The 25,530-nt window shown below is 63.7% G+C and carries 27 protein-coding genes; 11 read left to right on the top strand and 16 right to left on the bottom strand.

Annotation, left to right across the window (positions count from 1 at the left end):
* Nucleotides 1-280 precede the first annotated feature (280 nt).
* A complete protein-coding gene (locus tag C443_RS07420; protein ID WP_005535214.1) occupies nucleotides 281-1,108 on the top strand; it encodes a hypothetical protein in 828 nt (275 codons plus the stop codon).
* A 77-nt stretch (nucleotides 1,109-1,185) separates the two neighbouring features.
* On the opposite strand, the gene C443_RS07425 is transcribed toward C443_RS07420, so the two are convergent.
* A complete protein-coding gene (locus tag C443_RS07425; protein ID WP_005535216.1) occupies nucleotides 1,186-1,458 on the bottom strand; it encodes a DUF7553 family protein in 273 nt (90 codons plus the stop codon).
* Nucleotides 1,459-1,638: 180 nt separating this feature from the next.
* Between C443_RS07425 and C443_RS07430 the strand changes: the two genes are divergently transcribed.
* The 3 genes from C443_RS07430 to C443_RS07440 all read left to right on the top strand — a co-directional run bounded on the left by C443_RS07430 (nucleotide 1,639) and on the right by C443_RS07440 (nucleotide 4,409).
* On the top strand, nucleotides 1,639-2,949 hold the full coding sequence (locus C443_RS07430; protein WP_005535218.1) for a phosphoribosylamine--glycine ligase: 1,311 nt from the start codon (nucleotides 1,639-1,641) through the stop codon (nucleotides 2,947-2,949).
* Between the two features lie 91 nt (nucleotides 2,950-3,040).
* The gene (locus tag C443_RS07435; RefSeq protein WP_004593300.1) at nucleotides 3,041-3,292 is read left to right on the top strand and encodes a DUF7127 family protein; all 252 of its coding nucleotides are present in this window, start codon (nucleotides 3,041-3,043) and stop codon (nucleotides 3,290-3,292) included.
* Nucleotides 3,293-3,398: 106 nt separating this feature from the next.
* The gene (locus tag C443_RS07440) at nucleotides 3,399-4,409 is read left to right on the top strand and encodes a DUF368 domain-containing protein (protein ID WP_005535222.1); all 1,011 of its coding nucleotides are present in this window, start codon (nucleotides 3,399-3,401) and stop codon (nucleotides 4,407-4,409) included.
* Between the two features lie 5 nt (nucleotides 4,410-4,414).
* Here the strand turns inward: C443_RS07440 and C443_RS07445 are convergent, their stop codons facing one another.
* On the bottom strand, nucleotides 4,415-5,518 hold the full coding sequence (locus C443_RS07445; protein ID WP_005535224.1) for an NADH:flavin oxidoreductase/NADH oxidase: 1,104 nt from the start codon (nucleotides 5,516-5,518) through the stop codon (nucleotides 4,415-4,417).
* Between the two features lie 98 nt (nucleotides 5,519-5,616).
* Nucleotides 5,617-6,582, bottom strand: a complete 966-nt coding sequence (locus C443_RS07450) for a beta-ribofuranosylaminobenzene 5'-phosphate synthase family protein (RefSeq protein WP_005535226.1) — start codon at nucleotides 6,580-6,582, stop codon at nucleotides 5,617-5,619.
* Nucleotides 6,583-6,703: 121 nt separating this feature from the next.
* Between C443_RS07450 and ilvD the strand changes: the two genes are divergently transcribed.
* The gene (gene ilvD, locus C443_RS07455; protein ID WP_005535229.1) at nucleotides 6,704-8,431 is read left to right on the top strand and encodes a dihydroxy-acid dehydratase; all 1,728 of its coding nucleotides are present in this window, start codon (nucleotides 6,704-6,706) and stop codon (nucleotides 8,429-8,431) included.
* Between the two features lie 74 nt (nucleotides 8,432-8,505).
* Here the strand turns inward: ilvD and C443_RS07460 are convergent, their stop codons facing one another.
* A complete protein-coding gene (locus tag C443_RS07460; RefSeq protein ID WP_005535231.1) occupies nucleotides 8,506-8,748 on the bottom strand; it encodes a hypothetical protein in 243 nt (80 codons plus the stop codon).
* A 325-nt stretch (nucleotides 8,749-9,073) separates the two neighbouring features.
* Between C443_RS07460 and C443_RS07465 the strand changes: the two genes are divergently transcribed.
* Complete coding sequence (locus C443_RS07465; RefSeq protein WP_005535233.1) at nucleotides 9,074-10,426, top strand: ATP-binding protein; 1,353 nt, start codon at nucleotides 9,074-9,076, stop codon at nucleotides 10,424-10,426.
* Here C443_RS07465 and C443_RS07470 read toward each other — a convergent pair.
* From C443_RS07470 to C443_RS07480, 3 genes are all read right to left on the bottom strand, one after another.
* Nucleotides 10,423-11,142 carry a metal-dependent hydrolase gene (locus C443_RS07470; RefSeq protein ID WP_005535234.1) on the bottom strand — a complete coding sequence of 240 codons (720 nt, stop codon included), beginning with the start codon at nucleotides 11,140-11,142 and terminating at the stop codon, nucleotides 10,423-10,425. The genes C443_RS07465 and C443_RS07470 overlap by 4 nt on opposite strands.
* A gap of 49 nt (nucleotides 11,143-11,191) precedes the next feature.
* Nucleotides 11,192-13,768, bottom strand: coding sequence for a heavy metal translocating P-type ATPase (locus C443_RS07475; protein ID WP_005535235.1), 2,577 nt, complete (start codon nucleotides 13,766-13,768; stop codon nucleotides 11,192-11,194).
* Nucleotides 13,769-13,908: 140 nt separating this feature from the next.
* Nucleotides 13,909-14,172, bottom strand: coding sequence for a hypothetical protein (locus C443_RS07480; RefSeq protein ID WP_005535236.1), 264 nt, complete (start codon nucleotides 14,170-14,172; stop codon nucleotides 13,909-13,911).
* A gap of 145 nt (nucleotides 14,173-14,317) precedes the next feature.
* Here C443_RS07480 and C443_RS07485 point away from each other — a divergent pair, with 145 nt between their 5' ends.
* Nucleotides 14,318-15,403, top strand: coding sequence for a S1C family serine protease (locus C443_RS07485; RefSeq protein WP_049943957.1), 1,086 nt, complete (start codon nucleotides 14,318-14,320; stop codon nucleotides 15,401-15,403).
* 28 nt (nucleotides 15,404-15,431) lie between these two features.
* Here the strand turns inward: C443_RS07485 and C443_RS07490 are convergent, their stop codons facing one another.
* The 4 genes from C443_RS07490 to C443_RS07505 all read right to left on the bottom strand — a co-directional run bounded on the left by C443_RS07490 (nucleotide 15,432) and on the right by C443_RS07505 (nucleotide 18,592).
* Nucleotides 15,432-15,863 (bottom strand): hypothetical protein, encoded by a 432-nt coding sequence (locus tag C443_RS07490; protein ID WP_005535238.1) that lies wholly within the window; start codon nucleotides 15,861-15,863, stop codon nucleotides 15,432-15,434.
* Between the two features lie 102 nt (nucleotides 15,864-15,965).
* Nucleotides 15,966-16,898, bottom strand: a complete 933-nt coding sequence (locus C443_RS07495; RefSeq protein WP_005535239.1) for a hypothetical protein — start codon at nucleotides 16,896-16,898, stop codon at nucleotides 15,966-15,968.
* Nucleotides 16,895-18,073, bottom strand: a complete 1,179-nt coding sequence (gene priS / locus C443_RS07500) for a DNA primase small subunit PriS (protein ID WP_005535240.1) — start codon at nucleotides 18,071-18,073, stop codon at nucleotides 16,895-16,897. Before priS ends, C443_RS07495 begins: the two co-directional genes overlap by 4 nt.
* A gap of 39 nt (nucleotides 18,074-18,112) precedes the next feature.
* Entirely contained in the window at nucleotides 18,113-18,592 is a 480-nt protein-coding gene (locus tag C443_RS07505; protein WP_005535241.1) for a GNAT family N-acetyltransferase, read from the bottom strand.
* A gap of 120 nt (nucleotides 18,593-18,712) precedes the next feature.
* Here C443_RS07505 and C443_RS07510 point away from each other — a divergent pair, with 120 nt between their 5' ends.
* Nucleotides 18,713-19,807 (top strand): DoxX family protein, encoded by a 1,095-nt coding sequence (locus C443_RS07510; protein ID WP_005535244.1) that lies wholly within the window; start codon nucleotides 18,713-18,715, stop codon nucleotides 19,805-19,807.
* A 13-nt stretch (nucleotides 19,808-19,820) separates the two neighbouring features.
* On the opposite strand, the gene C443_RS07515 is transcribed toward C443_RS07510, so the two are convergent.
* On the bottom strand, nucleotides 19,821-20,252 hold the full coding sequence (locus tag C443_RS07515; RefSeq protein ID WP_005535246.1) for a type IV pilin: 432 nt from the start codon (nucleotides 20,250-20,252) through the stop codon (nucleotides 19,821-19,823).
* 90 nt (nucleotides 20,253-20,342) lie between these two features.
* On the opposite strand from C443_RS07515, the gene C443_RS07520 reads away from it, so the two are divergent.
* Nucleotides 20,343-21,194, top strand: coding sequence for a translation initiation factor eIF-2B (locus C443_RS07520; RefSeq protein ID WP_005535247.1), 852 nt, complete (start codon nucleotides 20,343-20,345; stop codon nucleotides 21,192-21,194).
* A gap of 105 nt (nucleotides 21,195-21,299) precedes the next feature.
* Nucleotides 21,300-21,521 (top strand): hypothetical protein, encoded by a 222-nt coding sequence (locus tag C443_RS07525; protein ID WP_005535249.1) that lies wholly within the window; start codon nucleotides 21,300-21,302, stop codon nucleotides 21,519-21,521.
* 9 nt (nucleotides 21,522-21,530) lie between these two features.
* Here the strand turns inward: C443_RS07525 and C443_RS07530 are convergent, their stop codons facing one another.
* On the bottom strand, nucleotides 21,531-21,725 hold the full coding sequence (locus C443_RS07530) for a hypothetical protein (RefSeq protein WP_005535251.1): 195 nt from the start codon (nucleotides 21,723-21,725) through the stop codon (nucleotides 21,531-21,533).
* A 125-nt stretch (nucleotides 21,726-21,850) separates the two neighbouring features.
* On the bottom strand, nucleotides 21,851-22,585 hold the full coding sequence (locus C443_RS07535; protein WP_005535252.1) for a proteasome assembly chaperone family protein: 735 nt from the start codon (nucleotides 22,583-22,585) through the stop codon (nucleotides 21,851-21,853).
* A 77-nt stretch (nucleotides 22,586-22,662) separates the two neighbouring features.
* On the opposite strand from C443_RS07535, the gene C443_RS07540 reads away from it, so the two are divergent.
* Nucleotides 22,663-23,712 (top strand): mechanosensitive ion channel family protein, encoded by a 1,050-nt coding sequence (locus C443_RS07540; protein ID WP_049943958.1) that lies wholly within the window; start codon nucleotides 22,663-22,665, stop codon nucleotides 23,710-23,712.
* Here the strand turns inward: C443_RS07540 and C443_RS07545 are convergent.
* Together C443_RS07545 and C443_RS07550 are read right to left on the bottom strand one after the other, a co-directional pair.
* Nucleotides 23,682-24,128, bottom strand: a complete 447-nt coding sequence (locus C443_RS07545; protein WP_005535257.1) for a universal stress protein — start codon at nucleotides 24,126-24,128, stop codon at nucleotides 23,682-23,684. The two genes, C443_RS07540 and C443_RS07545, sit on opposite strands and share 31 nt — an antisense overlap.
* A gap of 32 nt (nucleotides 24,129-24,160) precedes the next feature.
* Nucleotides 24,161-25,519 carry a bifunctional metallophosphatase/5'-nucleotidase gene (locus tag C443_RS07550; RefSeq protein ID WP_005535259.1) on the bottom strand — a complete coding sequence of 453 codons (1,359 nt, stop codon included), beginning with the start codon at nucleotides 25,517-25,519 and terminating at the stop codon, nucleotides 24,161-24,163.
* Between the last annotated feature and the right edge of the window lie 11 nt (nucleotides 25,520-25,530).

Raw genomic sequence — 25,530 nt, forward strand, 5'->3', positions numbered from 1 at the left:
GTTGATTTACTCATTGATATCACCACGTAGGGAAGGTACCGCCACCCAATCCCCCAACCTGATATACGTTTGACTGAAACCAACGGAATTGTCAAAAGCTTTTGGTTAGTCACAAACATTAATTAAGATGTTATTTAATCTGACACCACCTGCCTTCGCAGCGACACAGACTTCCCAGGTCACGGAGACAGGTCTATTCCGGGCCGAACTGGAAACGGTCGGTCAAAACTGAACCCGATCCTTCTGAAAGTATTTATCCGGGGCAGGGTAACGCAGAGCCATGTACCGCCGCCGCGTTCTGGCGCTCTGCGGACTGGCTATCACCGGTGCAGGCTGTCAGGGAGAGACTGAGGACACCGGGACAGTGACGCCAGTGCCGTCACCAGGCGTCAGCGAAGCCGACACTGGGTCGCCGCCCGCGGTGACAGTCACGGACGCCGCAGTGACGCCCGGCGCCGTGGTCCCCGGCACCGACTCGATCACTGTTCAGTCAGCCAATGGGCAGTTCCTCGTGCTGACAGCGGCTGTCGAAGGTTCGGGAACAGACCGCACCGCGTTCTCGCTCAGATTCGACGGGTCGACGTACAGCCCACAGACGTTGAGGAACGGGTTGTATCGCGACGGTGAATGGGGCAAGCAGTTCACCGAGACCGGTGGACCGCTGGTCTTCGATCTCCCGGCAACCGGATCAGCCAGCGACGCCAGACTGTCCTGGCCGAGCGGGGAGTGGACGCCGCCGGAGGCAGTTCAGAACAGGCTCAAAGCGCCGTTACCGTCATTCGACGTGACTCTCGACGGACCGGAGCGCGTTACTGAGCCCGCCATGCCGACGCTCGAAATAACGATCACGAACACGGGCGACACCGCGGGTCGGTACGTCCTTGCACTCAACCGAACCGGCCCGCGCGTCGCCTACGCGCCCGTCGGTCGGTTTGATGGGGAACTGAAGCCGGGAGAAACAGACACTATCACGCGTGAAGGGAAAACACCGTACGTCGACGATACAGAGCCGCGTGAAGTCACGTACCATCTGCGGGCCCCCGAAGATCACAACGACGCGACACACCGAATCAAACCGGTCGACGAGGAAACCGTGACCGAGTCGTAGCGGCCCATCGGTCCGAACGCCGTCTTTTTCTCGCAGAAAGTCACCGAGCAGCCGTGCGTTGGCGCATGAGTGCCGCTTCAGACCCCTTCGAGGTCGGACCGGTACTCGTTGATCGCGTCGTCGGCGTCCGCGATGGCGCCAGCCACGTCTTCTGCGTCACCGCTACTCAGGTCGTTGAGCGCCGACTGGATACGGGCGAGTCGGCCGTGGTCCGGGCCGCGTTCGGCGGTCGCAAGGGTGTCGAGCTGGTCAGCGAGTTCGGCGAGGCGCTCCCGTGCCTCGTCGCTGTCAGTGTCTTCGGCCGCCGATTCGAGCAGTTCACTCGCGGACGCGAGTTCGTCGCGTGTCATACGTGGGAATTTACAGATGGGGACTAAAACGGTTCGGCTTACGGAAGTGGGTTTATTTAAATATATTAGTGGATATCGAGCAGCCGGGCATGACTGGCCGGTTCGCTGCCATCGCGATAGCAGTGACTTGCGGCCGCCAGGACAGACAACTTTTACCCCGTGCCCACTCGCAGACGTGCCATGGCAAACTTCCTCTTCTGTTCGCTGGACGCAGCGCTCATCGGCGACATTGCGTGGCAGGTCACCGAGGAGGGACACGACGTTCGCTATTACATCGAGGCCGACAGCGATCAGGAGATCGCCGACGGGTTCATCCCCAAAACCGACGACTGGCGGGGGGACCTCGACTGGGCCGATGTCGTCATCTTCGACGACATCTGGGTCGGCAGCGACATCGGCACCGGCGAGATTGCACAGGAACTCCGGGCCGAAGGCCACGCCGTCGTTGGCGGGACACCCAACACGGACACACTCGAAGAGGACCGCGGCTACGCGATGGAGGTCCTCAAAGACCACGGCGTCAACACTATCGAGCATCACGTCTTTGAGGACTTCGACGCCGGCATCCAGCACGTCAAAGAAAATCCCGCTCCGTACGTAATCAAACCGCTGGGGGAAGTCCAGAACGTCAAACGACTGCTCTACGTCGGCAACGAGGACGACGGCAGCGACATCGTCGACGTGCTGAAGGCATACAAGAAGGCGTGGGGCCATCGGATGAAAGGGTTCCAGCTGCAGCGAAAGGTCGAGGGCGTCGAAATCGCCGTCTGTGGCTTCTTCAACGGCGAGTCGTTCGTCGAACCGATCAACTTCAACTTCGAGCACAAGAAGCTGTTCCCGGGCAACATCGGTCCCTCGACCGGCGAGATGGGGACTTCGATGTTCTGGGCCGGCCGGAACGAGCTGTTCGCGGAGACGCTCGGCAAGGTGGAAGGCTGGCTCGCCGACGAGGGCTACGTCGGCAGCATCGACATCAACTGCATCGTCAACGAGGATGGCATCTATCCGCTGGAATTTACACCGCGGTTCGGGTATCCCACAATCACGCTGCAAGAGGAGTCGTTCGAGTCAGAGACGGGCCAGTTCTTCCTCGACCTGGCAAATGGGCGCGACCCCGAACTGGCGGTCCATCGTGGGTATCAGGTCGCGGTTCGGGTCGTCCTCCCGCCGTTCCCGTTCGACGACGAGGAGACTTACGACGAGAACTCCCGCAACGCCGCGGTTGTCTTCGAATCGGATAGTCGCGATGGCATCCACATCGAGGACGCAAAGCGGGTCGACGGGCAGTGGCGGGTCGCCGGCGAAAGCGGGATGCCGCTGGTCGTCACGGGCAAGGGCGAGACGATGCAGGGGGCGCGGGAGCAGGCGTACGAGCGCATTGATGACATCCTCATCCCGAACCGCTACTACCGTGACGACATCGGCGAACGGTGGATCGACGGCGACGGGGACAGACTGCAGGCGTGGGGCTATCTCGGCCCGACCCTGTAAGCACAGAGTGCTTGCATTGTCTTGCACCGCGATCTTTGGCACGCGCCGAACGTGGAGCTTTATGTGTGTAACACATACGCATGGGTGACGAATGGACGCACAAACTGAACGGTCGCCGCTACACGTCTCGCACACCGACCACGACGACGGCTGGACGGTCGCCGTCGATCTCGACTCGCTGCAGGTTAGCGACGACCACGTGACAGTCGACGTCATCGGAACGGAAGCGATCGTTGCCGTCGACGCCCCGCACCTCCAAACGGAGTTCGACATCGACCTGCCGGCTGCCGACGCAGCCAAGACACTCAGGAACGGCGTGCTCACGCTATCCCAGCGGAGCTAACACTGTTGCGGGCTGCCTGTCCAGCCTCGACTCCGCCGTTGTGATGCTTCCATGACAGGACGAAACTCCACAAGGGATTTCAGCGTGATACTGGAATCGTTCAGTGATGACCACCCATCCTGACCGAGACCCGAGCGACCTGTCGACGATTCGGGGCTCGGTGCCACCGCTTCGTGCGTGGATTCGAACGTTTCTCATCGGCCTCTGTATGGGCAGTGCGGACGGCGTCCCCGGTGTTTCCGGGGGCACGATCGCGCTTATCGCTGGCGTCTACGAGCGACTTATCGCCGCGATTACCGCCGTCACCCCGGGCCGGATAGTTCGGTTCTTTCGCGCGCTCGCTCCGGTTGACGGCGGTGTTGATGTACGTTGCGCGTTTTCCGAACTTCTCGAAATAGATATCTGGTTCCTCCTCGCGCTGGTCGCCGGCGTCGCCACTGCCGTCGTCATCGTAACGCGCATCGTCCACATCGCCAGCCAGGAAACGCCGGCCCTCCTCTTCGGGTTCTTCTTCGGACTCATCGCCGCCTCAGCGATAGTGCTACTGCGAAGTCTCACAGTCGACTCTCCGTTCCAGATAGGGGCCGGCGTCGTCGGCTTTCTCCTCGCGTTCTACGTGTCCGGGGTGTCGACAGCCGCCACGGATAGTGGCGGTCTCGCGCTGGTCTTTTTCGCCGGCATGGTCGGCGTCAGCGCGATGATTCTGCCCGGCATTTCGGGGTCGCTGTTGCTCATCATCCTCGGCCAGTACACCCGTATGTCGACGGCCCTCAGCGAGTTCGTCGATGCGCTCATCGCGCTCGTTACTGGCGGCCCAACCGAAGACGTGACCACGACCGCCGTGCCGGTCGTGACGTTCATTGTCGGCGGGCTCGTCGGGCTGTTCACCATCGCGCGCGTCGTCCGTCGAGCGCTCGATTATAACCGCCGGGCGACGCTGGCCTTCCTCGTCGCGCTCGTCGTCGGTGCGCTGCGCGCCCCCGTCGTGGAAGTTCAGGAGAAAGTGGGTTTTTCGACGGACGTGCTCATCGCGTTCGTCGCCGCTGGTGCCGTCGGCGCGGTGTTCTTGCTCGTGCTCGACTGGTACGCCGTCGACCTCGACCTCGATAAGGTGTAGGGCAGTCAGAAGCCCCAGGCGCGACGGTACTGTGGCGGCCCCTCGATTTCGTCGGTCGCGTCGAGTTCCTTCGCAGAAGTCATCGTAAAGTACGGGTCCCGGAGGTGTTCGCGGCCGACGATAGCCATGTCGGCCCGGTCGTTAGCGATGACGGCTTCGGCCTGTTCGGGCGTCGTGATGCCGCCGACAGCGCCGACGGCGATGTCCGACTCGGTTTCCTCTCGAATCCGCTCTGCGTACTGCAGCTGGTAGTTCGGGCCGGCGTAGTCGGGGCGGGATTCGGGGTGGATGCCGCCGCCGCTCACGTCGATGAAGTCCGCACCGATGTCGGCGAGTCGGTCCGACAGGCGCACGGAGTCCTCGACGGTCCATGCGTCGCGGTCGGGGAGCCAGTCAGTCGCCGAGATACGGACGAACACCGGCTTGTCGTCGGGCCAGACATCGCGGACAGCGGCGGTAACCTCTCGTGTCAGTCGCGTGCGGCCCTCGAAGTCACCGCCGTAGTCGTCCTCGCGGTGGTTCGTTACTGGGGAGAGGAACTGATGTAGGAGGTAGCCATGAGCGGTGTGGACCTCTGCGACTTCGAAGCCGGCGTCGAGTGCACGCTCGGCGGCGGTGCGGAACGAATCGATGACAGCCTCGATACCGTCCTGGTCAAGCGTTGCCGTCGGTGGGGCCTCGGCGTCTTCGTACGGCCACGGGTCGTCACTCGGGCCGACGACTTCCCAGCCCCCGTCGTCGGGCTGGAGCGGACCGTGCCCATCCCACGGTCGTTCAATGGAGGCTTTCCGGCCCGCGTGGGCCAGCTGAATGCCCGGCACGCTGCCCTGTTCGCTGATGAACTCCGTAATCGGTTCCAGCGCCGCCGCGTGCTCGTCGCTCCAGATACCCAGGTCCTCCGGCGAGATACGGCCGCGAGCTTCGACGGCGGTCGCTTCGGTCATGACCAGTCCCGCACCGCCGACGGCACGGGAGCCGAGGTGGGTGCGGTGCCAGTCGGTGGCGAGGCCGTCGCGGGCGTCACAGGAGTACTGGCACATCGGTGAAACCATGACGCGATTCGGGACTGTCGTCTCGCGAAGTTCTAGCGGTGAGAACAGTGCAGTCATCGACGGAGGTTTGCTGGCAAGACGGATAACCGCACTGGCGGCTGCAAGAGTCGTCGTTAGTTCCGGCGACTGGTACTGAACGGCCCGCCGCTTGGCTCCTATTCAGTCAGCGACGCACCAGTATTCCGGGGCGCGACGACGCGGACCGTTCCGTCGACATCGGCCGCATCGAGTGCCAGCACGCCCGCTTCGCGGGCCTCCGATTCGTAGTCCGCTGTCGTCAGTCCCCAGACGGTTGGCCCCCAAGAACTCTGGCCGGCCCCTGAAATAACTGGGGCGCTCGCCAGCGAGTCGACGAGTTCGCCAGCGGGCGGGCGGTAGACCCCGCCCTGTTCGTCGGCATACCACGCACCGTTGAGTCGGCCCAGCCGCGCCGCGGCCTGTCCGAAGTCGTCGTGGTCTCTGGTCGCAATCGCAGGAAGAACCCGGCGAGTCAGTAACGTCGAAATCTCGTCGGCAATGCCTGGGTCGGCGCGCTCGACGGCTTGCCGCATACTCTGGTCTTCCGCGCTCCCGCTCTGGCCGGGGTCGGTGTCCGGGACGACGATGACAAAACGCCAGTGTGCGGGCACGTCGTGATGGGCCAGCACTGGCGGCACATCCCAGTCGCCCTCCGCCGGTGGCTCGGCTGTGAACCGCTCGGTCGGGTGCCCGCCGTCGACGATGAACCCGCCCGACTCGAACGCGGCGACGCCGACGCCGCTCCGGCCACCCCGTCCCAGTTGCGGCGCGTAGGTCCGTGCGTCAGCGGTCCGGTCGTAGGCTCGAACGACGGCGATGAGCGTCGCCAGTGAGAGCTGTGTGCCGCTCCCGAGGCCGACGTGTCGGGGGAACCGCTCTTCGACGGAGACGGAAGCGCCGGGCACGTCAAGCGCGTCGACGACTCGCTGAACGTACGGTTCGGTTGCCGGGTCGTCGCACTGCACCGTGTCGGCCCGTGTCGCCTCGACGGTCAGCCGCGGCTCGTCGAGGGCAAGCCCGACGCCCCCGTAAAGGCGCTCGTGGGCGAGCGAGAGGTTCTGAAACCCGAAGTGGAGTCGCGCGGCGGTCGTGACCGTCGGCATACAGCGGCGGAGGTCCCCGACGGAAAAGAACCTGCTGTCACCGGTGGGTTTCGCCGCGCTCCCGTGTGGGACGTTATCGCGAGTACAAGTTATTTATGGTTACTCACGGCATCGCTCAAATATGAGCAAGCAGGAACGGCAAGAGCGTCCGGAGAAAGACCCGGACCTCCGAAGTACTGAAGTGACGGAGGGGTACGAGAAAGCGCCTCACCGCGCGATGTTCCGCGCGATGGGCTACGACGACGAGGACCTGTCCTCGCCGATGATCGGCGTCGCGAACCCCGCCGCCGACATCACGCCGTGTAACGTCCACCTTGACGACGTGGCCGACGCCGCCTACGAGGGTATCGACGACACCGAAGGGATGCCGATCGAGTTCGGGACCATCACTATCTCAGACGCGATCTCGATGGGGACGGAGGGGATGAAGGCGTCGCTCATCTCCCGTGAGATAATCGCCGACTCGGTCGAACTCGTCACCTTCGGCGAGCGCATGGACGGCATCGTCACCATCGGCGGCTGTGACAAGAACATGCCCGGGATGATGATGGCCGCCATCCGGACGGACCTGCCCAGCGTCTTCCTCTACGGCGGGTCGATCATGCCCGGCGAACACGACGGGCGTGAGGTCACTATCCAGAACGTCTTCGAGGGCGTCGGCGCGGTCGCCGACGGCGAGATGAGCGAGGGCGAACTCGACGAGATGGAACGGCACGCCTGCCCCGGTGCGGGCTCCTGTGGTGGGATGTTCACCGCCAACACAATGGCCTCTATCTCCGAGGCGCTCGGGTTCGCGCCGCTCGGATCGGCCTCGCCGCCGGCCGAACACGAATCTCGCTACGAGGAAGCCCGCCGGGCCGGCGAACTCGCCGTCGAAGTAGTGCAGGAACGCCGTAGCCCCTCGGATTTCCTCACCCGCGAGTCCTTCGAGAACGCCATCGCTCTGCAGGTCGCGGTCGGCGGCTCGACCAACGCCGTCCTCCACCTGCTCGCGCTCGCGGCGGAGGCCGGCATCGACCTCGACATCGAGACGTTCAACGAGATCAGCGCCCGGACACCCAAGATCGCCGACCTCCAGCCCGGCGGCGAGCGGGTCATGAACGACCTCCACGAGGTCGGTGGTGTCCCGGTCGTGTTGCGGGCCCTGAACGACGCCGGCCTGCTCCACGGTGACGCACTCACGGTCACGGGCAACACGATTGCCGAAGAACTCGAACAGATCGATCCGCCAACGGTCGAGGATCTCGGTGTGGACTATCTCAACACTGTCGACGACCCGATCCACGAGCGCGGCGCGATCCGCATCCTCTCGGGTAACCTCGCGCCCGACGGCGCGGTCATCAAGATCACCGGCGAGGACCACCTCCACCACGAGGGACCGGTCCGCGTGTTCGAGCAGGAAGAAGGAGCCATGGAGTACGTCCAGGAGGGTCACGTCGAGTCCGGCGACGTGATCTGTATCCGCAACGAGGGGCCACAGGGCGGCCCCGGCATGCGCGAGATGCTTGGCGTGACGTCGGCCGTCGCCGGCCAGGGTCACGCCGAGGACGTGGCGCTGTTCACCGACGGCCGCTTCTCCGGCGCGACCCGCGGCTTCTCTATCGGTCACGTCGCACCCGAGGCGTTCGTCGGCGGCCCAATCGCCGCGCTGGAGGACGGCGACACCGTCACTATCGACATCGACGACCACGAACTGTCGGTCGACCTCACCGACAAGCAGATCGAGCAGCGCCTCGAAGACTACGACCCAGAACCGACGTACGACAGCGGCGTGCTGGCGAAGTACCACAGCGACTTCGGCTCCGCGGCCAATGGTGCGGTGACGAACCCCGGTGCGAAGTGGGACTGAGTCGAACCGGTCACAGCCTCAAATCACAGGACAGGCCGTTTAGCCCCGACAGTATCGTCGAGTGAGTCGTGGACTCACGTCCGTGTGACCGTGATGAGCCCCTCTTTGAGCGCCGCCTCGAACCGTTCGTCCAGTGTCATCTGATCCCAGCCGTCCGGCCGGTTCTCAGCGGCGATTGCAGAGAGCGACTCGACCAGCGACCTGTGGAGGAACCGTCCGTTCTCGCCGCACTCGCTGCAGGTCCTGATGATCGACCGAACCTCGAAGTCCCGCTCGACGGCCTCCTGGCATCGGGCACACACGTACGTTTCGGACACACCTGACCATAGGCCGTCCGGATACTCGGATGTTGTGAATCCTTTCACCTGAGAATCATGATGGCTATTGACTGTCCTGTCGACGGCCCTTCCTATCGACGCTCACCGAACAGTTCCCTGATCTGGGGACAGCCATCGTGATACGAGCGTGCTCTATAGCGACCAGTCAGCCCAGTTAGCGGGCCTCCACAGAAAACGATCGGCCACTACGGACGGCGCTGGCCAGTATTGGTCGTAGGGACTCGTCCCGCCGTTGTATCCTGTTTTATCTTTATCATGACTGCTAAACCTATTTACAATCACAGTACAAACCGTGGGCGTGTTGATGTCCCCGCCGACCGTCCTCCTCATCGCTGTCGATACTGCTGCCGGAGAGCAGTTACAGGCAGCACTTGAACAGGCAGCAATCGACGCAACAGTCGAGACAGCCAAGCCCGAATGCGTCGATACGACACTGTTACGTACCGCGGTTGGTTGCCTCGTCGTCCCGGTGACGTGTGGGGGCATGGCGGGCGGGCATATCGCAGAGGCGGCCACCGGCCTCTACCCGAACCTCCCCGTTATAATGTACGGCAGTGAGGCGGACCGTGGAGAGCATATTCGGACGGTTGCTGACGACGATCTCGGGTCGCCGGAACTGGCAGCCGCGGTCGGTGCGGCACTCGAAAACCGTGAGACCATGGCCGCACGACCGGCATCCCGGCCGGAGACGATTCTCGCCACGATGTTCGAACGGTACTCCGAACACCTGTACGTGAAAGACGATGACAGGCACTATTTGTTGCTCAACGATTCGTCGTATGCACCTCCGGAACTGCTCGGCCGTCGGGACGAAGACGGGCTCCCCGCCGGGGCGACGTATCTGGATGCAGCACGCGGTGACGACCTACAGGTCATCAACGACGGGACCGACATCCTCGACGTCCACGAGTTCTCGCCGTCGATGGGAAAACACCTCCGAACGTCGAAGATCCCCTGGTACGACGAGACAGACGAGCTAGTCGGCCTCATCGGTATGACACAGGACATCACCGACCAGAAGGAGCGCGAACGGCTCCTCAGACAACAGAACGAACGCCTCCGGAAGGTGGCGCTGCTGGCCGCACACGAACTCCGAAACGAACTTCAGGTGTCGACCGGTCATCTCTCGCAGATCGAAGCCGACGACGAACATATTGGCGCTGTGGAGCAGTCCATCGAGCGGCTCTCCAGTATCGTCGATAAAGTCGTCTCGCTGGCGTCGAGCGATTCCCCAGCGTTCGAGCCCGAACAACAGTGGCTCTCGACGGTCGTCTGGGACGTGTGGAGTTCGCTATCGCTCGAAGCGGCATCGCTCGAAGTGACATCCGACAGGCGACTGCTGGCGGACGCAGAGTCGATGCGCCTGTTTCTCGAGATCCTGCTCTCGAACGCCGTCGAGCACGGCGGGCCCGACGTTGCGATTCGCGTCGGTGCCACCTCGTCGGGCTTTTTCGTCGCGGACGATGGCCCTGGCGTCGATATTTCGCCACCGGAGCGGGTGTTCGAAGCGGGGTACGCGTCGGAGAAACAAAACAGCGGGTTCGGACTCTACATCGCTAACCGGATCGCAAAAGAACACGGCTGGTCGCTGTCCGTCGATGACAGCGAGGACGGCGGCGCGCGGTTTACCGTGACCGACGTGGAACGACCCGATTAAAGCTCGAAGGTCTCGTCGCCGTCGAGGACGTGGACCTCGGCGTCGCTTCCGGTGCCTTTGACCTCGTTCACGAAGTCTTGCGTGTCGATTTCGATCGGTGGGAACGTGTCGTAATGCATCGGGAACGCGTGGTCGACATCCAGCCAGTCGACGGCGACGGCGGCCTGCATCGGCCCCATGGTGAAGTGGTCGCCGACTGGCACCGCCGCGGCGTCCGGTTCGAGGAACGGCCCGATGACGTCGCGCATCTCCGTCATGAGGCCGGTGTCGCCGGCGTGGTAGAACGTCGTCGACTCCGCGTCGCTGACCTGCGTCGGCTTCGTGTCTGAAATGATGAATCCGCCCGGCATCCCACCGCTCGTGCCGTAGCTAGTATCCATGCCGTTCGTGTGGTCAGCGCGGTGCATCGTGACGAAAGCGTCGCCGATCTCGACGGTGCCGCCGAGGTTCATCCCCATGCCGCCGACGGCGTCGAACTCGCCGAAGTTGTCCTCGCAGTACTCGACGATTTCGGGCGTGGCCACGAGTCCACTGCCCTCGTAGCGGTCCACGTCGCCGATGTGGTCGGCGTGGCCGTGGGTCAACAACACGTAGTCCGGGTCCAGTTCCTCGGGGTCGGTATCTGTGTGTGGGTTATCAAAGAACGGGTCGATGAGCAACTCGGTGTCGTCGACTGTCACGTGCCACGTCGAATGGCCGTACCATGTGAGTTCCATACCGGATACACGCTACTCGCGGCGTCTACTTAATAGTACACCGACGACACTATTCGTCGGCCGGCCGGACCCGTGAGAGCCGCATCGCGTTCCCGGTCACGGCCGTCGTCATGCCGGCATCGCCGGCCAGCACGGCAGCCCAGATGGGAACGACGCCGAACGGAACAGCGAGCGCGAGGCCGGCCTTGACCGCTAGGCTGGCCCAGATGTTCTGCCGGATGACGCCGTTCGCGTCGTTCGCCAGTTCGTACAGGTACGGGAGCTTCGAGAGGTCGTCACTCATCAGGGCGATGTCGGCCGTTTCGAGGGCCGTATCCGTGCCAGCGGCTCCCATCGCGACGCCCACAGTCGCGCTCGCCAGCGCCGGGGCGTCGTTGATACCGTCACCGACCATAGCAACGCCGTCGTACTCTTCGACGAGATCGTCGATAGCGGCGACTTTCTCGTCGGGCAGAAGCTCGGCCTGGTAGTCGTCGACACCGACCTCTCGGGCGATGGCTCCCGCAGTGCGTTCGTTGTCGCCAGTGAGCATCACCGTCCGCTCGACGCCGAGGCTCCGGAGCCGGGAGATAGCGGCTTTCGCCTCCGGGCGCACTTCGTCGGCGACGGCGATGACGCCCTCTATCTCGTCTTCTGTCCCGACGATGACGACCGTCTTCCCTTCGGCCTGGAGCTCGGGAACAGCGTCCTCAAGCAGGTCCAGGCAGTTGTGGCGCTCACAGAGTTGCTGGGCCGTTTTCGTGACGACGCCGCCGTCGGTGGTTGCGTGGACGTGCGAGAGGTCGAAGCCGAGGTCCTCGAACAGCCCCGGCTTCCCGGCGTAATGGGGCGTCCCGTCGAGGTCTGCCCGGACGCCCTTCCCGGTGATGCTCTCGAAGTCGTCGATTTCGGCGCTTTCGACGCCGGCGGTGCCCGCCTCCGCGACAATGGCCTCGCCGATGGGGTGTTCGCTCCGCTGTTCGAGCCCGCGGGCGCACCGCAGTACTTCTTCTTCGGTGTGTCCGTTGAGCGGGATCACGTCGGTGACGGTCAGTTCGCCTTTCGTCAGCGTGCCCGTCTTGTCGAAGGCGACCACGTCGACCGCACCCATCGCTTCGAGGTGGTTCCCGCCCTTGATGAGCACGCCGTTCTTCGCTGCGCTGGTGATTCCCGAGACGACCGAGACGGGCGTCGAGATGACGAACGCACAGGGACAGGCCAGTACAAGCAGTGTCAGCCCGTGTACGACAGCAGTCGACCATGCCACCCCAAATACAGTAGGGGACGCCAGCGTCACGAGGACGGCGAAGGCGACGACGACCGGCGTGTAGTACGCCGAGAAGCGCTCGACGAACTGCTCGCGCTCGGTCTTGTTCGACTGGGCGTCCTCGACCATCTGGACGATGCGCGAGAGGGTGTTGTCGCTGGCCGCTGCCGTGACCTGCACTTCCAGATACCCGCCCTCGTTGATCGTTCCGGCGTACACCTCGTCACCCTCGGTCTTGTCGACCGGGACGCTCTCGCCGGTAATCGGGGCCTGATTCACCGCGCTGGTACCGTCGATAACTTCGCCGTCCATCGGGATCTTCTCGCCGGGTCTGATGACGACGACATCGCCGACCTGCACGTCGTCAACAGGCAGTACCTGTTCGGCCCCGTCACGCTTGACCGTCGCTTCGTCGGGCGAGAGGTCCATCAGTTCCGCAAGCGAGTTCCGTGCGCGGTCCATCGAGTAGCGTTCCAGCAACTCCGCGACGCTGAACAGGAATGCCAGCGTCGCGGCCTCAAAGTACAGCGCCTCGCCGAAGGCCAGACTGGCGGTGAGCGCGCCCAAAATGGCGATAGACATCAGCAGGTCGATGTCCAGGTTCCGGTTTTTCAGGGAGAAGTAGCCGCCACGCAGGATTTCCTGACCGCCGGTGGCCACAGCGATGAGAAACAGGATATCGGCGACGTGCAGCGGCGACCCGAGAACGCTTCCCACCTGCGCGTTCGCACCGGGCAGCAAGAACTCGAAAAAGAATACGAGGCCCAGCGCGACGAACACGCCGCTGACCCACGTCTTCAGCGCTCGCGAACTGGTCCAGATCGAGCCGTTCTCGTCCTGTTGTCCGGCCCCCGTGTCGTCCTCGCCCGTCGTCTCCGTGACCTCGTACCCGGCGCTCTCGATAGCCGCCGCGATGTCCTGCTCCGCCGTCGCGTTCCGGTCGTATGTGACAACGACTGTTCCGGTAGTCGGGCGTGTTTCGGCGCTTCTGATGCCATCGACCCCGCCGAGCGCACTCTCGACCTTCCCGGCACAGGATGCACAGTCCATTTCCGGGACGCTGAACCGCAGTGTCTCGCCGCCGTCGTCTGTGACGGTGTAACCCGCCGCGTCGACGCGCGCCGCTATCGCGTCCACGTCCGTCTCGGCTTCGTCGTATTCGACGGTGAGTCGGCCCGTCGCTACCTGCGGGTCGACGGCCTTGATCCCAGAGAGTTCGCGGACGCTCGACTCGACCTTGCCCGCACAGGAGGGACAGTCCATCTCTGGGACGGACAGTTGTGCGACGTGGGCCCCATCGTGCGAGTGCGTTGCTGGAGGGGGGTCGTCACTCGCACTGCCACACCCATCATCGTTCGAACAGCTGTCGGACTCCGTCATTACCGGTGCTAGGCTACCCGTTCTTATTAATTCGGCTGCTAAAATAACCGCTCAGAGTGGGATTGATTAATAAATAAATCCAGATTTGTTATTAAATCGGCCGATATCGACCGTGTGGCTGACTGAGCCAGCCACCACCCTTAATCAAACGGTGTCGTCCGCGTCGGTTTGCCCTGTGCGTACCGGATCCAGCGTCGCATATGCCGGCCGACCGCCCAGAACAGTACCACTGTCATCGCCAGTAGCGCGGACAGGAAGACAACGCCCAGCCGTATCGGTTCCTCGGTCGGGAGGCCGATCAGCAACACGATTGTCCCGACGAGTGCCATCTCGACACCGCATCGCAGTCCGGGCAACACGAACCCCGGTGTCGGCGTGTTCGTTCCCGATGAATCCTCTGCCATGCGCCCCCGTATGCTATCGGGACGATTGTAGTTTGTGCCCGCTTTCGAAGCAGGGCCGAAACCACAGCGAACGGCGATCAAACGACCCGGTGACGGCATCGAGTCCTGACCGTGCCTTTTTCGCAGCCCAGACCCACGCTCCAGTATGAAACAGTCTCTCACTCGCCGGGCGATGTTAGGGGCCCTCGGGACAGCCGTTGCGGCCACGGCTGGCTGTCAGAGTCCCGGGACCGGCAGCGACTCCGGTGGTGAAACCGGGGCTCAGTCAGGGTCAACCGGCGCAGCCGCACAGTCCGACAGTGTCTACACCGGCGTGTACCGGGAGGTGGCTGATGCCGTCGTCTCGATCAGAGTGTACGCCGAAGACTCCCGTGGCGGGCAAGGGAGCGGCTTCCTCATCGACGACGAGCATATCGTCACGAACGAACACGTCGTCGAGGGCGGAGACGAATACTACATCCGCTTTGCGGACACCGGCTGGCGCTCCGCTTCCGTGGTCGGTGCAGACGTGTACAGCGATCTGGCGGTCCTTCGCATCGGTGCGACGCCAGACGTGACGCCCCTTTCGTTTGCTGAGGCCGAGCCCACGGTCGGGACTGAGGTCGTCGCTATCGGGAATCCCTTCGGACTGTCCGGCTCGGTGTCCGCGGGCATCGTCAGCGGCGTCGACCGCACGCTCCAGAGCGCCAACAACTTCTCTATCGCAGACGCGGTCCAGACCGACGCGCCGGTCAATCCGGGCAACAGCGGCGGACCACTGGTGACGCTGGACGGCGAGGTAGTCGGCGTTATCAACTCCGGCGGCGGCGACAACGTCGCATTCGCCATCTCGGCCCCGCTCGCACAGCGCGTCGTGCCGTCACTCATCCAGACCGGCGACTACGACCACCCCTATATGGGCGTTGGACTCCAGAGTGTGTCGCCGCGGGTCGCTGAGGCGAACAATCTGGACCCCGGGTCAGGGGTGTACATCACCCGTGTCGTCGGTGATGGTCCAGCGGCGGGCGTTCTACAGGGCAGCGACGGAGAAACGATGATTTCGGGGACAGCGATTCCAACTGGCGGTGACGTGGTCAGGCAGATGGACGACACCCCGACGCCGACGCGGCAGGTACTCGGAAGCTTCCTCGCGCTGGAGACCAGCCCCGGCCAGACGGTCGACGTGCTGGTTGAGCGTGACGGGGCGCAGGAGACAGTCGAACTCACGCTCGGGACCAGACCGGAGCCGTAGACCAGTCCTGCGGTCGTGACAGCGCGTGTTACTGCGTTCGGAGCCCACCCTGTTTGCGACGCCTGCGACCGGCGGCGAGATACCCGACGACGGCGGCCAGCGGCAGCGTCACCGGGAGCCCCGCGACCAGCAGTCCAATGCCCATGCTTCCGTCGGCAAGCGCGTAGAGGGCGACGCCGACCGCGGTGACGACGAAGAAATCCGCGACGGCCGCCAGCGCGGCCAGCCGAAGGCGAGCAGCGCGCCCGGAAATCGTACCGGCGGCCGCCTGATCGCGGTGCCACAGCAGGACGTAACTGGCAAACAGCGCAGTCAGACCGGCCGACACGCCTACGGGAAGTCCGATGAGCAGCGAGAACTCTATCCCCGGTTCGAAGCCGGCGGTCACCACGACAGTCGTGACGGCGAACGTCACCACGCCGAAGCCCAGGGCGACGACGATACGAACGTGCGTGTCCATACGTATCAACTGAACAACTGCAAATAAATAGACTGCCGCTACTGCGGAAGGTAATATCCAGCGGCTTCTTCGACAGCGGCCCGTCGATCCTGTCGCGTTGGCTTATTCTAACGGCTCGGCGGCGTTCTGTTCGACCAGCGGGTCGGCGTTGTCGGCCGGCAGCGTCACTACGTCGTCCGTCGAGAGGTCGTACTCACGCTGATCGACGCCGAATATCTCGCCCACGTCGTCGGTGATGCGGACCGTCCGCCGGTCCACGTCGGCCCCAGACGTATCGGGGTCGGCCGGTGACTGCTGGCCGCTGTCTCTCGGGACCGCCGGTTCGGGGTGGGAGTCGGTACCCCCTTCAGACGGGGGTGCCGGGACGCTATCGTCGGCCGGCACACTCGCCGGGTCGGACTGGTCGCCGGCAGCGGGGGTGCTGCCCGTGTCCAGTTCCGGCGGCGGCGTCGGCGCGTCGGACTCCGCCGCTGGCGGTGACTGGTCCCCACCGCTGCCCATCATGTCAGCCGCGTCGACACCCGAGTCCGGCGTCGATGCCGGCTCGGGTTCACCGGCTGTCGCGTCGTTTGCCGTCTGGCGTGGGTCCGGGTCGGGGGCCTGTCGCTCGCCCGAGTTCGGCTCGTCGCCGACCGCGCCGGTCGGGGCCTCCCCTGCAATCACGTCGAGGACGTGGCCCCGGTTTGATTCGATGGCTTCGACCATCGTCTCGAACAGGTCCCGTTCCTCCTGTGTGAGGCCGTCGTCCTCGGTCGGCATATCCGCCGCAGCCAGCGATGCCATCTTGACGATTTTTCCGACGCGCCGCTCGTACACAGCCTCCACGGTCTGCTCGGCGGTCTTGATGTCGTCGGTCAGCCGGTTGACCTCGGGCGAGTCGAACGGGTCCTCGGCGCGCTCGGCCGCGCGGTCGCGCTCCGACCGGAGCTGTTGGATGAACTGCCCGGCGTCCTCGTAGAACGTCTCGCGCAGCTGCTGGAGCTGGTCGGTCTGGCGTTCCCGCGATTGGACGGACTGGAGCTCGTCTACGTTCATTCCTTCCCCTTCTCGGCACGCCCGCGGGCCATGAGAAACACGCCCACGTGCTCTGGTACAGTCTGATTACCCGCCTCCAGTGTAAAGCTATCGCCATCTAGCTCGACGAGGCCGCCGTCGGTCACCTCAACGGTGATGTCGTGGCCCCGGAACGTCTCCGGCACAGGGTCGACCAGCGGGTCGAACGCGTCGATATCCTCGCGGTCGATGCGCTGGACTTCAAGCCCGCTGCCGCCGTGGAGCGAGCCAGGCAGGCGGATGAGCCGGTTCGTGTCCGTCGTCACTGGTTCGTCTATCGGTGCGTTGTCCGCCGCGACGACCTCGTGGAGCAGAATCTTCGCCAGCTGGTAGAACGCCGGATGTACGTCGATGTTGCCGGCTTCCAGTTGTTCGTAGTTCGATCGAGCGGCGTTCAGCGCCGCCGTCGCCTTCCCCTCGCCGATGCCGTCGTACTCCTGCAGTCGGTCGAGCGCGTCGGCCTCCTCCATCGCGAGCAGGTCATCGACGACAGCGAGCATGTGTCGGTGGGCGCGGGCGCTCCAGCCGCCTTCCGTCGAGAGCGTCCGCTTCTGTGCCGGACTGGACCGGCCGGCCGTACCGGCGACGGACTCCTCGTCGACGAGTTCGTCGAACTCCAGCCCGATGCCGCGGACGTAGTCGACGATCTCCCGGCGCGCGTCCCGCTCCAGATGGCGGATGCGCTCGTCGCGGACGTGGACGTGGTAGCCGCGACCGCCGGAGAAGACGACCGTCAGGTCATCAAAGCCGAAATCCTCCTCCAGAAAGTCGAGCAGCCGAAGCAGCGCGTCCTTACATTTGGCGAGCATCTCGGCATAGCTGTCTTCGCCTAGCACGACGGAGGGCAGGTGGTCGGCGTCGAGGTCGAACACGAGGTCAGAAGAGCGCCAGCCCTTGTCCGACATCGTTGAGGCGCTCGGTTCGTCGTAGCGGCCCGCGGAGAAGTAGACGTGGCGGGGCTTCCGGCGACCGAGGAAGTCCTCGATTTCGCCGAGGTCCAGCAGCGAGCGATGCCGGACCATCGTCTCGCCGGGGCCTTCGGTCCACGGGATGAACCCCCATTCACGTTCGTTCGCGGCCGGTGGCGGCGTTACGGATGCCTGTCGGTAGTGGTCGCCGAACCGGCCACGGAGGTACGCGCGGGTCCGCTCTTCCATCGGCTACCTCGTTGGGGAGGTCCCTTGAAAAGCGTTCGCTTAGCCGCGCAGGAACTTCGACAGTTTGTCCGTAATCGAGTCCTCGCCGAGCTTGAGGTAGTAGGCGTCGCCGCCGTCCTCGTAGTAGTTGTCGATGCGACGCGTAATCTCGAAGCCGATGTGTTTGTAGAAGCCGATGGCCTCCCGATTCGTCGCCCGGGCGTGGCAGGTCACACTGCCGTAGTCCTCGGCGACGCGGGCGACGAGCCGCTTGCCGAAGCCGTGGCCCCTGTACTCGTCGTCGACTGCGAGAAAGAGAATGTAGCCGTCGCGTCGAACCGCGGCGAAGCCGATGAGGCGGTCCTCGGAGCGGTCGATGTAGAGATAGGTGGTCGACCGTCGGTAGGCGTCGCGAAAGAACCCCCGTCGCTGTCGAAGGACGCCGTCGGACTCGCGGATGTCCTCCTTGAGCCGCCACGCCGCGTCGACGTGTTCGTCGTCCCCGCGTTCGACGATCTGTGTCTCGATGTTGACGCTCACTGCCATATAAGTAGTGGCGGCGTGGATATAATTCCACCGCCTACAGAGAGGGGTATCTAAACGTCCAACTCCATGGACTGGACGAACAGGGTTAGGTGGATAGCGCACGAATTCTCAGGCATGAACACACGCGTACCGACTGTTGTCGGCACCGCCGTCCTCGCGCTCACTCTCCTCTCGCGACCCGCGGCGGCACACGTCGACTACGTGACTGATGGGCCAGGCGAGGCCCTTGACGCGGTGGCGTTTGCGATATCCGTGCTGTCGAACCCGTTGAACGCGGCCGTTTTCGGCATCTCGGGACTGGCCGTGACTGGCGGCCTCGCCGCGTACCTTTGGGTTCGGCCGACGATTGCGGACATCGTCATCCTTCGGGACGTACTCGTCGGCTACTCGGACCTCGTCCCGTGGATGCTCCGGCTCAGCGTGGGGCTACCACTCGTCGGTGCCGGATTTCAGGGATACCTGTTCGCCCCGACAGTGACGTTTGACCCGACCACGAACCCACTCGTCCGTGCCCTGTTTATCGGGCTGGGGTTCACGCTGCTGTTCGGACTTGCGACCCGTATCGTCACGACGATTGGGCTGGTGACCTACGGATGGGCACTGACCATCGATCCAGGCGCCGTTCTCGCTATGGAGTACGTCCCGGCCTTTCTGGCACTGTTGATTCTGGGCGGTGGCCGCCCGAGCGCAGACCATATGCTTCAGCAGGTCGCCAGCACCGACGGGACCTACTACGGCCGTATCGACCCGGTGCATCATCTCAAGCGCTTTCTGGACGCAACGACGGCATCGTACCGTGAGTACGTTCCAGTTATCGTCCGTGTCGGCATGGGCGTGACGTTCATTTATCTCGGACTGTTCCAGAAACTCGCCGAACCCGGCCAGGCGCTGCTGGTCGTCGAAAAGTATGACCTCACCGCCGTCGTCCCTGTCGACGCCGGGATGTGGGTGCTCGGGGCCGGCCTGACCGAGATGCTGGTCGGGCTGGTGTTGATCTTCGGCTTCATGACTCGCGGGGCTGCAGCCGTCTCCTTTGTCCTGTTTACCACGACGCTGTTCGGACTCCCAGACGACCCGGTGCTCGCGCACATCACGCTGTTTGGAATGGCCTCGGCGGTGTTCACGATGGGTGCCGGACCGCTCTCGTTCGACGACTGGTTTGGTCGGCCGGCACAGAGCGACCGTGAAACGGTCGCTTCGGCGGACTGAGCAGTCTTACAGGTCAGTTCGCGCCGTCCCACTGGTCCAGTTGGGTCCGGTTCCCGCTCGTGTTGTGGTATATGGTGATCGTGTCACGGGCACCCACTCGCCGCTCGTAGGCGTTACCGCTGCTCAGCTGTGCGATGTCGCCCGGCCCAATCATCGCGTCAGGCTCGCGGTTCGCCACCTGTGCCCAGGTGACAGTTCTGCTCGGCCCTTCGAATTCGACATTTCCGGCTTCGAACTCGTCGCCGCGCTCGTGTGTGACGATGAGCAGTTCGTTGTCCTCGACGTAGTCGTAGCTGAAATTCGCCTGCGGACCACCGCCGTCGTCGTCCTCGATGACGAGCACGTTCAGCCCGACGATAGCCGTCACGAGTAGCGTCAGCCCGACGAGTACGGCGACGCCGATGCCCTCTGTCATCCCGACCGTCTCAGTCCTGAACCGTCCCATAGCCGTCTATCAGCCCTAATGTGAGACGGCGTTAAATGCTGTTCGACGGCGAGGGGAAGACACATATCGGTTCAACTCACAGCCACCGGTATGATAGACGAGACTGTCGAGGAGATCTCGGAGATGCAGACCCACAGTTCCTCCGTGGTCGCAGTCAAAGCCGCCCAGGCGCTCCGGGACCTGACAGACAGGGAGTATCCGACGGTCGAGGATTACCTCCGTTCGCTCGACCGGAACAGCAGCGCCCTCCGGCGAGCGAACCCCTCACACGCCTCCCTCCATACGACCCAGCACCGGATCGTGAACACCGTTTCGGACGCCGAGCCCGACGATGTGGCGGCCGCCAAGGAACTGACGAACGAGGCTATCGACGACGTTATCGACTCGGTCGAGTCGTCGAAAGACCGCGCCGCTGCACGCGCTGTGTCGGAGATCGCCGACGACGACGTGCTGTTGACACATGACTTCTCCTCGACGGTGCTTGCGGCCATCGACGATGCCATCGAGGCCGGCCACAGCTTCGAGGTGTACGTTACGGAGTCCCGACCACGCTTCCTCGGCCGAAAGATGACGCGCCATCTCTCCGATAGGGACGGGGTCGACGTGACGCTCATCGTCGACAGCGCCGCCGGCCACTTCATGCCGGAGGTCGACCGCGTGCTCGTCGGGATGGACTGCATCGTCGACGACACGCTGTACAACCGCATCGGCACGTATCCGATCGCGACGGCGGCGGCGGACAACGACGTTCCGGTGACGGTCGTCGGGGCCGCCGCGAAGTACGTCGACGGGGCTTTCGCCTTCGAAAACGAGATTCGCTCACCGTCGGAGGTCCTCCGGGAGCCGGCAGACGGATTCGAAGTCGCGAACCCGGCCTACGACGCCACGCCGACGCACCTTCTGGATACGGTTGTCACTGACGACGGAGTCCACGAGTACTGAGACGGACTGCTGTACGTTCGTTCCGGCATCACTGGCCAGCAGGACGGGTCCCGGTAACGGAACGGCGCTCGAAGATTCTTGTTGCTGGCCGTGAAGAAGTCAGGTATGGACGACACCGCCCTCCTTCGTCAAACCATCCGCCGGTGTACCGCCGTACTCGTTGCAACGCTTGCCACTGTTGGTGTGAGTCTGCAGAGTCCTTCAGAAGCGAGTTTCTTGCTCATACTGGCCACCGCCTCAGTGGTGTATCTCGCCGTGGGGTTCATCAAAGTGAAGCCGCCTGCTGAAAACCCTGAAAGTTCCGCGTCTACAGAGGACGAGAGGTAAGTATGTAGTTTACCGCTGTTGGACGACGGTGTCACAGTTGGGACACCGCAGCTGTAAACTGTTCTCGGTTGCTTCAGTGGTCCAGTCGCCCGTGACTGCACTCTCGTGACCGCAGTCGGGGCAGAACAGCGATGTCTTGGACCGCGTCTGTGGTGGTGGGTCTGAGTCGACCGCGCTGGTCGAGTAGATTTCGGTGGAGGTCATCAAAGAAAAGAACGCACTGTAGGGTCAAAAATGTGTCGGCAGAATGTTTGATTGTTCACGCACAATGTGGAATTGATATAGTTTTAATCCCCGAAAACGTGGATGAGTGTCCCCATTTTTGGAAATTACATGTACATTCGGTCATCTGGGAATGGGTCGGTATCGGCAGCGTCTATCCGTTCTGCGAGCGCCTGATAGTGGGCCTCGATGTTTGCGGCGAAGGCCTCCAGCGGGCCGGTGTCGATCTGGATCGCATGGGTCGCTTTCAGCGCAGTGAGCAGTCTGATCGCGGCTGCGGCATCGGGCGCTTGCGGATGTGTCGGTGTCGTGAACACGCCTGTCGGAAGCGACTCATCGATACCCCGAGTGACAAGCTCCGCACTCAGTCCTTCGAGGAACCCGTTCCCCATCGGCCTGATGTCGGTGTCGTCAAGATACGCTTCCTGATACGCTGGCGTTGCGATGTAGAACGGGGCGTGGTCGTCCGGGCCGTGCGCGATGGGGACGCCGGTGAGCATCGTAATGTTCGAAACGTCCAGTTCTCTCCCGGCGGTCGCGATTGCCTCGGCGACGACCCCTGCCTGAGCCGGCGGCACGAAGCGCTCGCCAACCAAGACGGCAAACGACGCCGGTTCGTCGACGTACAGCCGCGTGTGATGTCTCGGAGTTCCATTCTCGAAGGGAGTAATAAACGGCGGCCCCGGCGTCCGCAGATGGCCGATTTCGCGCATCGACTCCTGGTCGGCCAGATAATCGACGGCCGTGAGGCCGGCCAGGCCGTACTCAGAGACGCCGACCGCCAGCGTATCGACCGGTGGCCGATCGTCTGAGAGGACCACCGAAATGTCGTCGGAGGACATATTTTTTCAGACGGAGTGAGAGGGCTAAGTAGTTCGGGAGGGGAATCCTTTTCTCGTGGCAGGGTCGATTCCATGTCATGCGTTTTGGCCCTGTCTGGCCGTTGCAGACACCCATTCCGACACCGACCGAAACTGCGACCGAAGTGGCTACCGACATCGGCGGGCTGTTGCCCTTCGATATCCCGATGTGGGTGGTGAACATCGGGGAATCCCTGATTGTCGTTGCGCTAGCAATCATCGTCTCCCGGATTCTCGTCCGCCTTCTCGGCCGACGCGTCGCTCGGCAGTTCCGACGACCGAGCCTCACTCGAACGGCGCTGCGCGGCATCCGTGCCGGTGTGTACATCTTTGCGTTGCTGACTATCCTGAATATTTACGGCTTGCAACTGGGCGACATCGCGCTTTCCGTTACTGTGTTCACAGCCGTGGTTGGTGTCGTACTGGCCCCGATTCTCGGGGGCCTGATCTCCGGCGTCTTCTTGCTGGCTGACCAGCCCTTCGAGATCGGAGATATGATTGAACTCGTCGACACCGGCCAGCGGGGGTTCGTCGAGGACATCACGCTCAGACACACAAAGATATTCACCCTCGACAATACGTTTCTCGTCATCCCCAACGGGGAGATTCGCCAGCGAGATGTCGTCAACTACTCGGCGGAGGACTCACGGACCCGGCTGTCGCTCGACGTACTGGTCACGTACGAGAGTGACATCGCCGCCGCGCGGACCCTCATCGAAGCGGCGGCCCGGGAAGTGGACAACGTCATCTCCGGCGGGCCGGACATCCGCGTCGGCGCAGCCCGGTATCCCGCTTCGCCGACGGTGTATATCAACGAGTTCGCCGATCACGGCGTGTTGCTGACACTCCGGTACTGGGTGACCGAACCGTACAAACTGCTCGCTGCCCGCTCGAGAGTCCAGACGAACGTTTGGCGACGGCTCGAGGACGCAGACGTCGAGATTGCGTACCCCCACTCACACCTGTACTTCGACGACACCAGCGGGGAGATGAACGTCTCACTCAATGACGGACTGAGCGGACTGAACGGCGTTGGCCGGACCCACGCGGCCTCCGGCGACTCACCCGTCCCGCCACGTCAGGATCCCGATGACCTCGCCGACGAGTGACGGTTAGACTGCGCATCCGGTTCGACGGTGACGATTTCGCAGTCGAGTTCCTCGCGGAGGAACTGTTCGACATCAGGGTCGTCGACCAGTCGCCGAATCATCTGTCGCCAGCGACTCGCCTGTTTGCTCCCGATGACGACGATATCAGCGTCCTGTGCGGCGACCTCGTCGAGAATCGTCTCTTCGACGAGCATCCCCGACCGGACGACGTACCGCGTCCGCGGGACGTGGCCGAACGACTGCTCGACGGCACGTTTGAGCTCTGTCCGGTCGACGTGGTGGCTGTTTTGGTACAGATTTACGTGGAGGACGGTGAGGTCCGCGTCTTCCGCGTCGGCGATCTGAATGGCCTCAGCGAGCGTGGCTCGGGAGTTTTCCGAAAGCGGGTATCTGACCGGGACGACGACCTGTGGCATCGGCGAGATGTACCGTGCCGAGGTTTAAATCGCTAGCGACGGGTGAGTCGCCCGTCCACGGTCGGGGCGATATCGGTCTCGCGGACGTAGTCGGCCAACGCCTCGTACTGTACGTCGGCGACGCAGACCCGGTGAGACTCGGTGAGGACCGGAAACTCCAGTTCGGTGTAGTAGAGGTAGTTGCTCGTCGCGAGCGTGTACGTCTCGGTGTCGCGTACCGGTCGCCCATCGACCCGTAACTGCTCGATGGTCTGTGTGTCGTTGTTCCAGACCAGTTCGACGCCGCTGAAGTGGGCGTGCCACCAGTCCGGGTCGCCGAACGCGACCTGCTGCCCGCTTCCCTGTCGGCACACCGTCCGGAGTTCCGCACCCGTCAGTTCGGCGACGGTCAGTGGCTCCTCGAACGGAACGACAGAAATCATATCGGCGACCGTCAGCTCCCCATCGAGCGGTACCGTGTCGTTCCGGAGACCGCCGCTGTTCTGCAGGGCAACGTCTGCGCCCGTCGCCCACCGGTACGCGTCAGCGACGAGGTTGCCGAGCCGGCACTCGCCACCATAGGTCGTCGCCTGCTGCCGGTCGAGAGGGTCGTCGACACGACCGACGACTTCGTCCAGTCCCGCCGCGGAGAGTCGGTCCTCGATGGCCGCCCTGACCCGGTCGTCGACAGGGCCGTCGGCTGTCTCACGGAACTGCGCAGTCGGTTCCGGCCCGGTGAGGTCGACCTCGACGACGGCCCGGCCGTTGGCTCCGGGTCTGGTGAGCAGCGTCCCGGCGACGCGGTCGATACGGCGCTCGTGGACGTGCCCGCCGAGGATTACGTCCACGTCGCAGGCGCGGGCCAGTTTCTCGTCAGTCCGACCCAGATGTGAGAGCACGACAACAACCTCTGCCCCGTCGTCCCGAAGCGCTGTGGCCGCCTCGCTGACGGCTTCGACAGGGTCGGTGAACGTCAGCGTGGTCGCCTGCGGATTGGCCGAGGCCGTATCCGGGCTAGTGACGCCGACGAAGCCGACCTGGGTCCCGTCGACGGTCCGACTCGCCCACGGTCGGGTCTGCCGTCGGGCGAACCGCTCGCCGTCCTGTTCGACGTTCGCGGTCAGCCACGTCTGTGGGGACCTGGCGATGATGTCCCGCGTCGCGTCGAGTCCGTGGTCGAAATCGTGGTTGCCCAGCGTCTCGAACGCGGGCGTCACCGCAGTGAAGAGGTCCAGCGACTGCTCGCCGTCGGTGACTAGCGACAGCACCCCCGGCCCGGTGTTGTCCCCGGTGCCGACCACCAGTGCATCCGGGCCGTCAGCGGCGGCCACTGTCCCCGCAAACCGCCCGATTCGCTCGGGTGTATCGTACGCTTTCTCCACGTCGGAGTACTGGATTAGCCGCGGACTCACACCAACAGTGG

This window comes from Haloarcula argentinensis DSM 12282, from assembly GCA_000336895.1.
In the GTDB taxonomy this organism is placed as follows: Archaea; Halobacteriota; Halobacteria; order Halobacteriales; family Haloarculaceae; genus Haloarcula; species Haloarcula argentinensis.

Coding starts and splice junctions, on each gene's coding strand:
- C443_RS07420 (WP_005535214.1), top strand. CDS start 281: ATGTACCGCCGCCGCGTTCTGGCGCTCTGCGGACTGGCTATCACCGGT.
- C443_RS07425 (WP_005535216.1), bottom strand. CDS start 1,458: ATGACACGCGACGAACTCGCGTCCGCGAGTGAACTGCTCGAATCGGCG.
- C443_RS07430 (WP_005535218.1), top strand. CDS start 1,639: ATGGCAAACTTCCTCTTCTGTTCGCTGGACGCAGCGCTCATCGGCGAC.
- C443_RS07435 (WP_004593300.1), top strand. CDS start 3,041: ATGGACGCACAAACTGAACGGTCGCCGCTACACGTCTCGCACACCGAC.
- C443_RS07440 (WP_005535222.1), top strand. CDS start 3,399: ATGACCACCCATCCTGACCGAGACCCGAGCGACCTGTCGACGATTCGG.
- C443_RS07445 (WP_005535224.1), bottom strand. CDS start 5,518: ATGACTGCACTGTTCTCACCGCTAGAACTTCGCGAGACGACAGTCCCG.
- C443_RS07450 (WP_005535226.1), bottom strand. CDS start 6,582: ATGCCGACGGTCACGACCGCCGCGCGACTCCACTTCGGGTTTCAGAAC.
- ilvD (WP_005535229.1), top strand. CDS start 6,704: ATGAGCAAGCAGGAACGGCAAGAGCGTCCGGAGAAAGACCCGGACCTC.
- C443_RS07465 (WP_005535233.1), top strand. CDS start 9,074: ATGTCCCCGCCGACCGTCCTCCTCATCGCTGTCGATACTGCTGCCGGA.
- C443_RS07470 (WP_005535234.1), bottom strand. CDS start 11,142: ATGGAACTCACATGGTACGGCCATTCGACGTGGCACGTGACAGTCGAC.
- C443_RS07475 (WP_005535235.1), bottom strand. CDS start 13,768: ATGACGGAGTCCGACAGCTGTTCGAACGATGATGGGTGTGGCAGTGCG.
- C443_RS07480 (WP_005535236.1), bottom strand. CDS start 14,172: ATGGCAGAGGATTCATCGGGAACGAACACGCCGACACCGGGGTTCGTG.
- C443_RS07485 (WP_049943957.1), top strand. CDS start 14,318: ATGAAACAGTCTCTCACTCGCCGGGCGATGTTAGGGGCCCTCGGGACA.
- C443_RS07490 (WP_005535238.1), bottom strand. CDS start 15,863: ATGGACACGCACGTTCGTATCGTCGTCGCCCTGGGCTTCGGCGTGGTG.
- C443_RS07495 (WP_005535239.1), bottom strand. CDS start 16,898: ATGAACGTAGACGAGCTCCAGTCCGTCCAATCGCGGGAACGCCAGACC.
- priS (WP_005535240.1), bottom strand. CDS start 18,073: ATGGAAGAGCGGACCCGCGCGTACCTCCGTGGCCGGTTCGGCGACCAC.
- C443_RS07510 (WP_005535244.1), top strand. CDS start 18,713: ATGAACACACGCGTACCGACTGTTGTCGGCACCGCCGTCCTCGCGCTC.
- C443_RS07515 (WP_005535246.1), bottom strand. CDS start 20,252: ATGGGACGGTTCAGGACTGAGACGGTCGGGATGACAGAGGGCATCGGC.
- C443_RS07520 (WP_005535247.1), top strand. CDS start 20,343: ATGATAGACGAGACTGTCGAGGAGATCTCGGAGATGCAGACCCACAGT.
- C443_RS07525 (WP_005535249.1), top strand. CDS start 21,300: ATGGACGACACCGCCCTCCTTCGTCAAACCATCCGCCGGTGTACCGCC.
- C443_RS07530 (WP_005535251.1), bottom strand. CDS start 21,725: ATGACCTCCACCGAAATCTACTCGACCAGCGCGGTCGACTCAGACCCA.
- C443_RS07535 (WP_005535252.1), bottom strand. CDS start 22,585: ATGTCCTCCGACGACATTTCGGTGGTCCTCTCAGACGATCGGCCACCG.
- C443_RS07540 (WP_049943958.1), top strand. CDS start 22,663: ATGCGTTTTGGCCCTGTCTGGCCGTTGCAGACACCCATTCCGACACCG.
- C443_RS07545 (WP_005535257.1), bottom strand. CDS start 24,128: ATGCCACAGGTCGTCGTCCCGGTCAGATACCCGCTTTCGGAAAACTCC.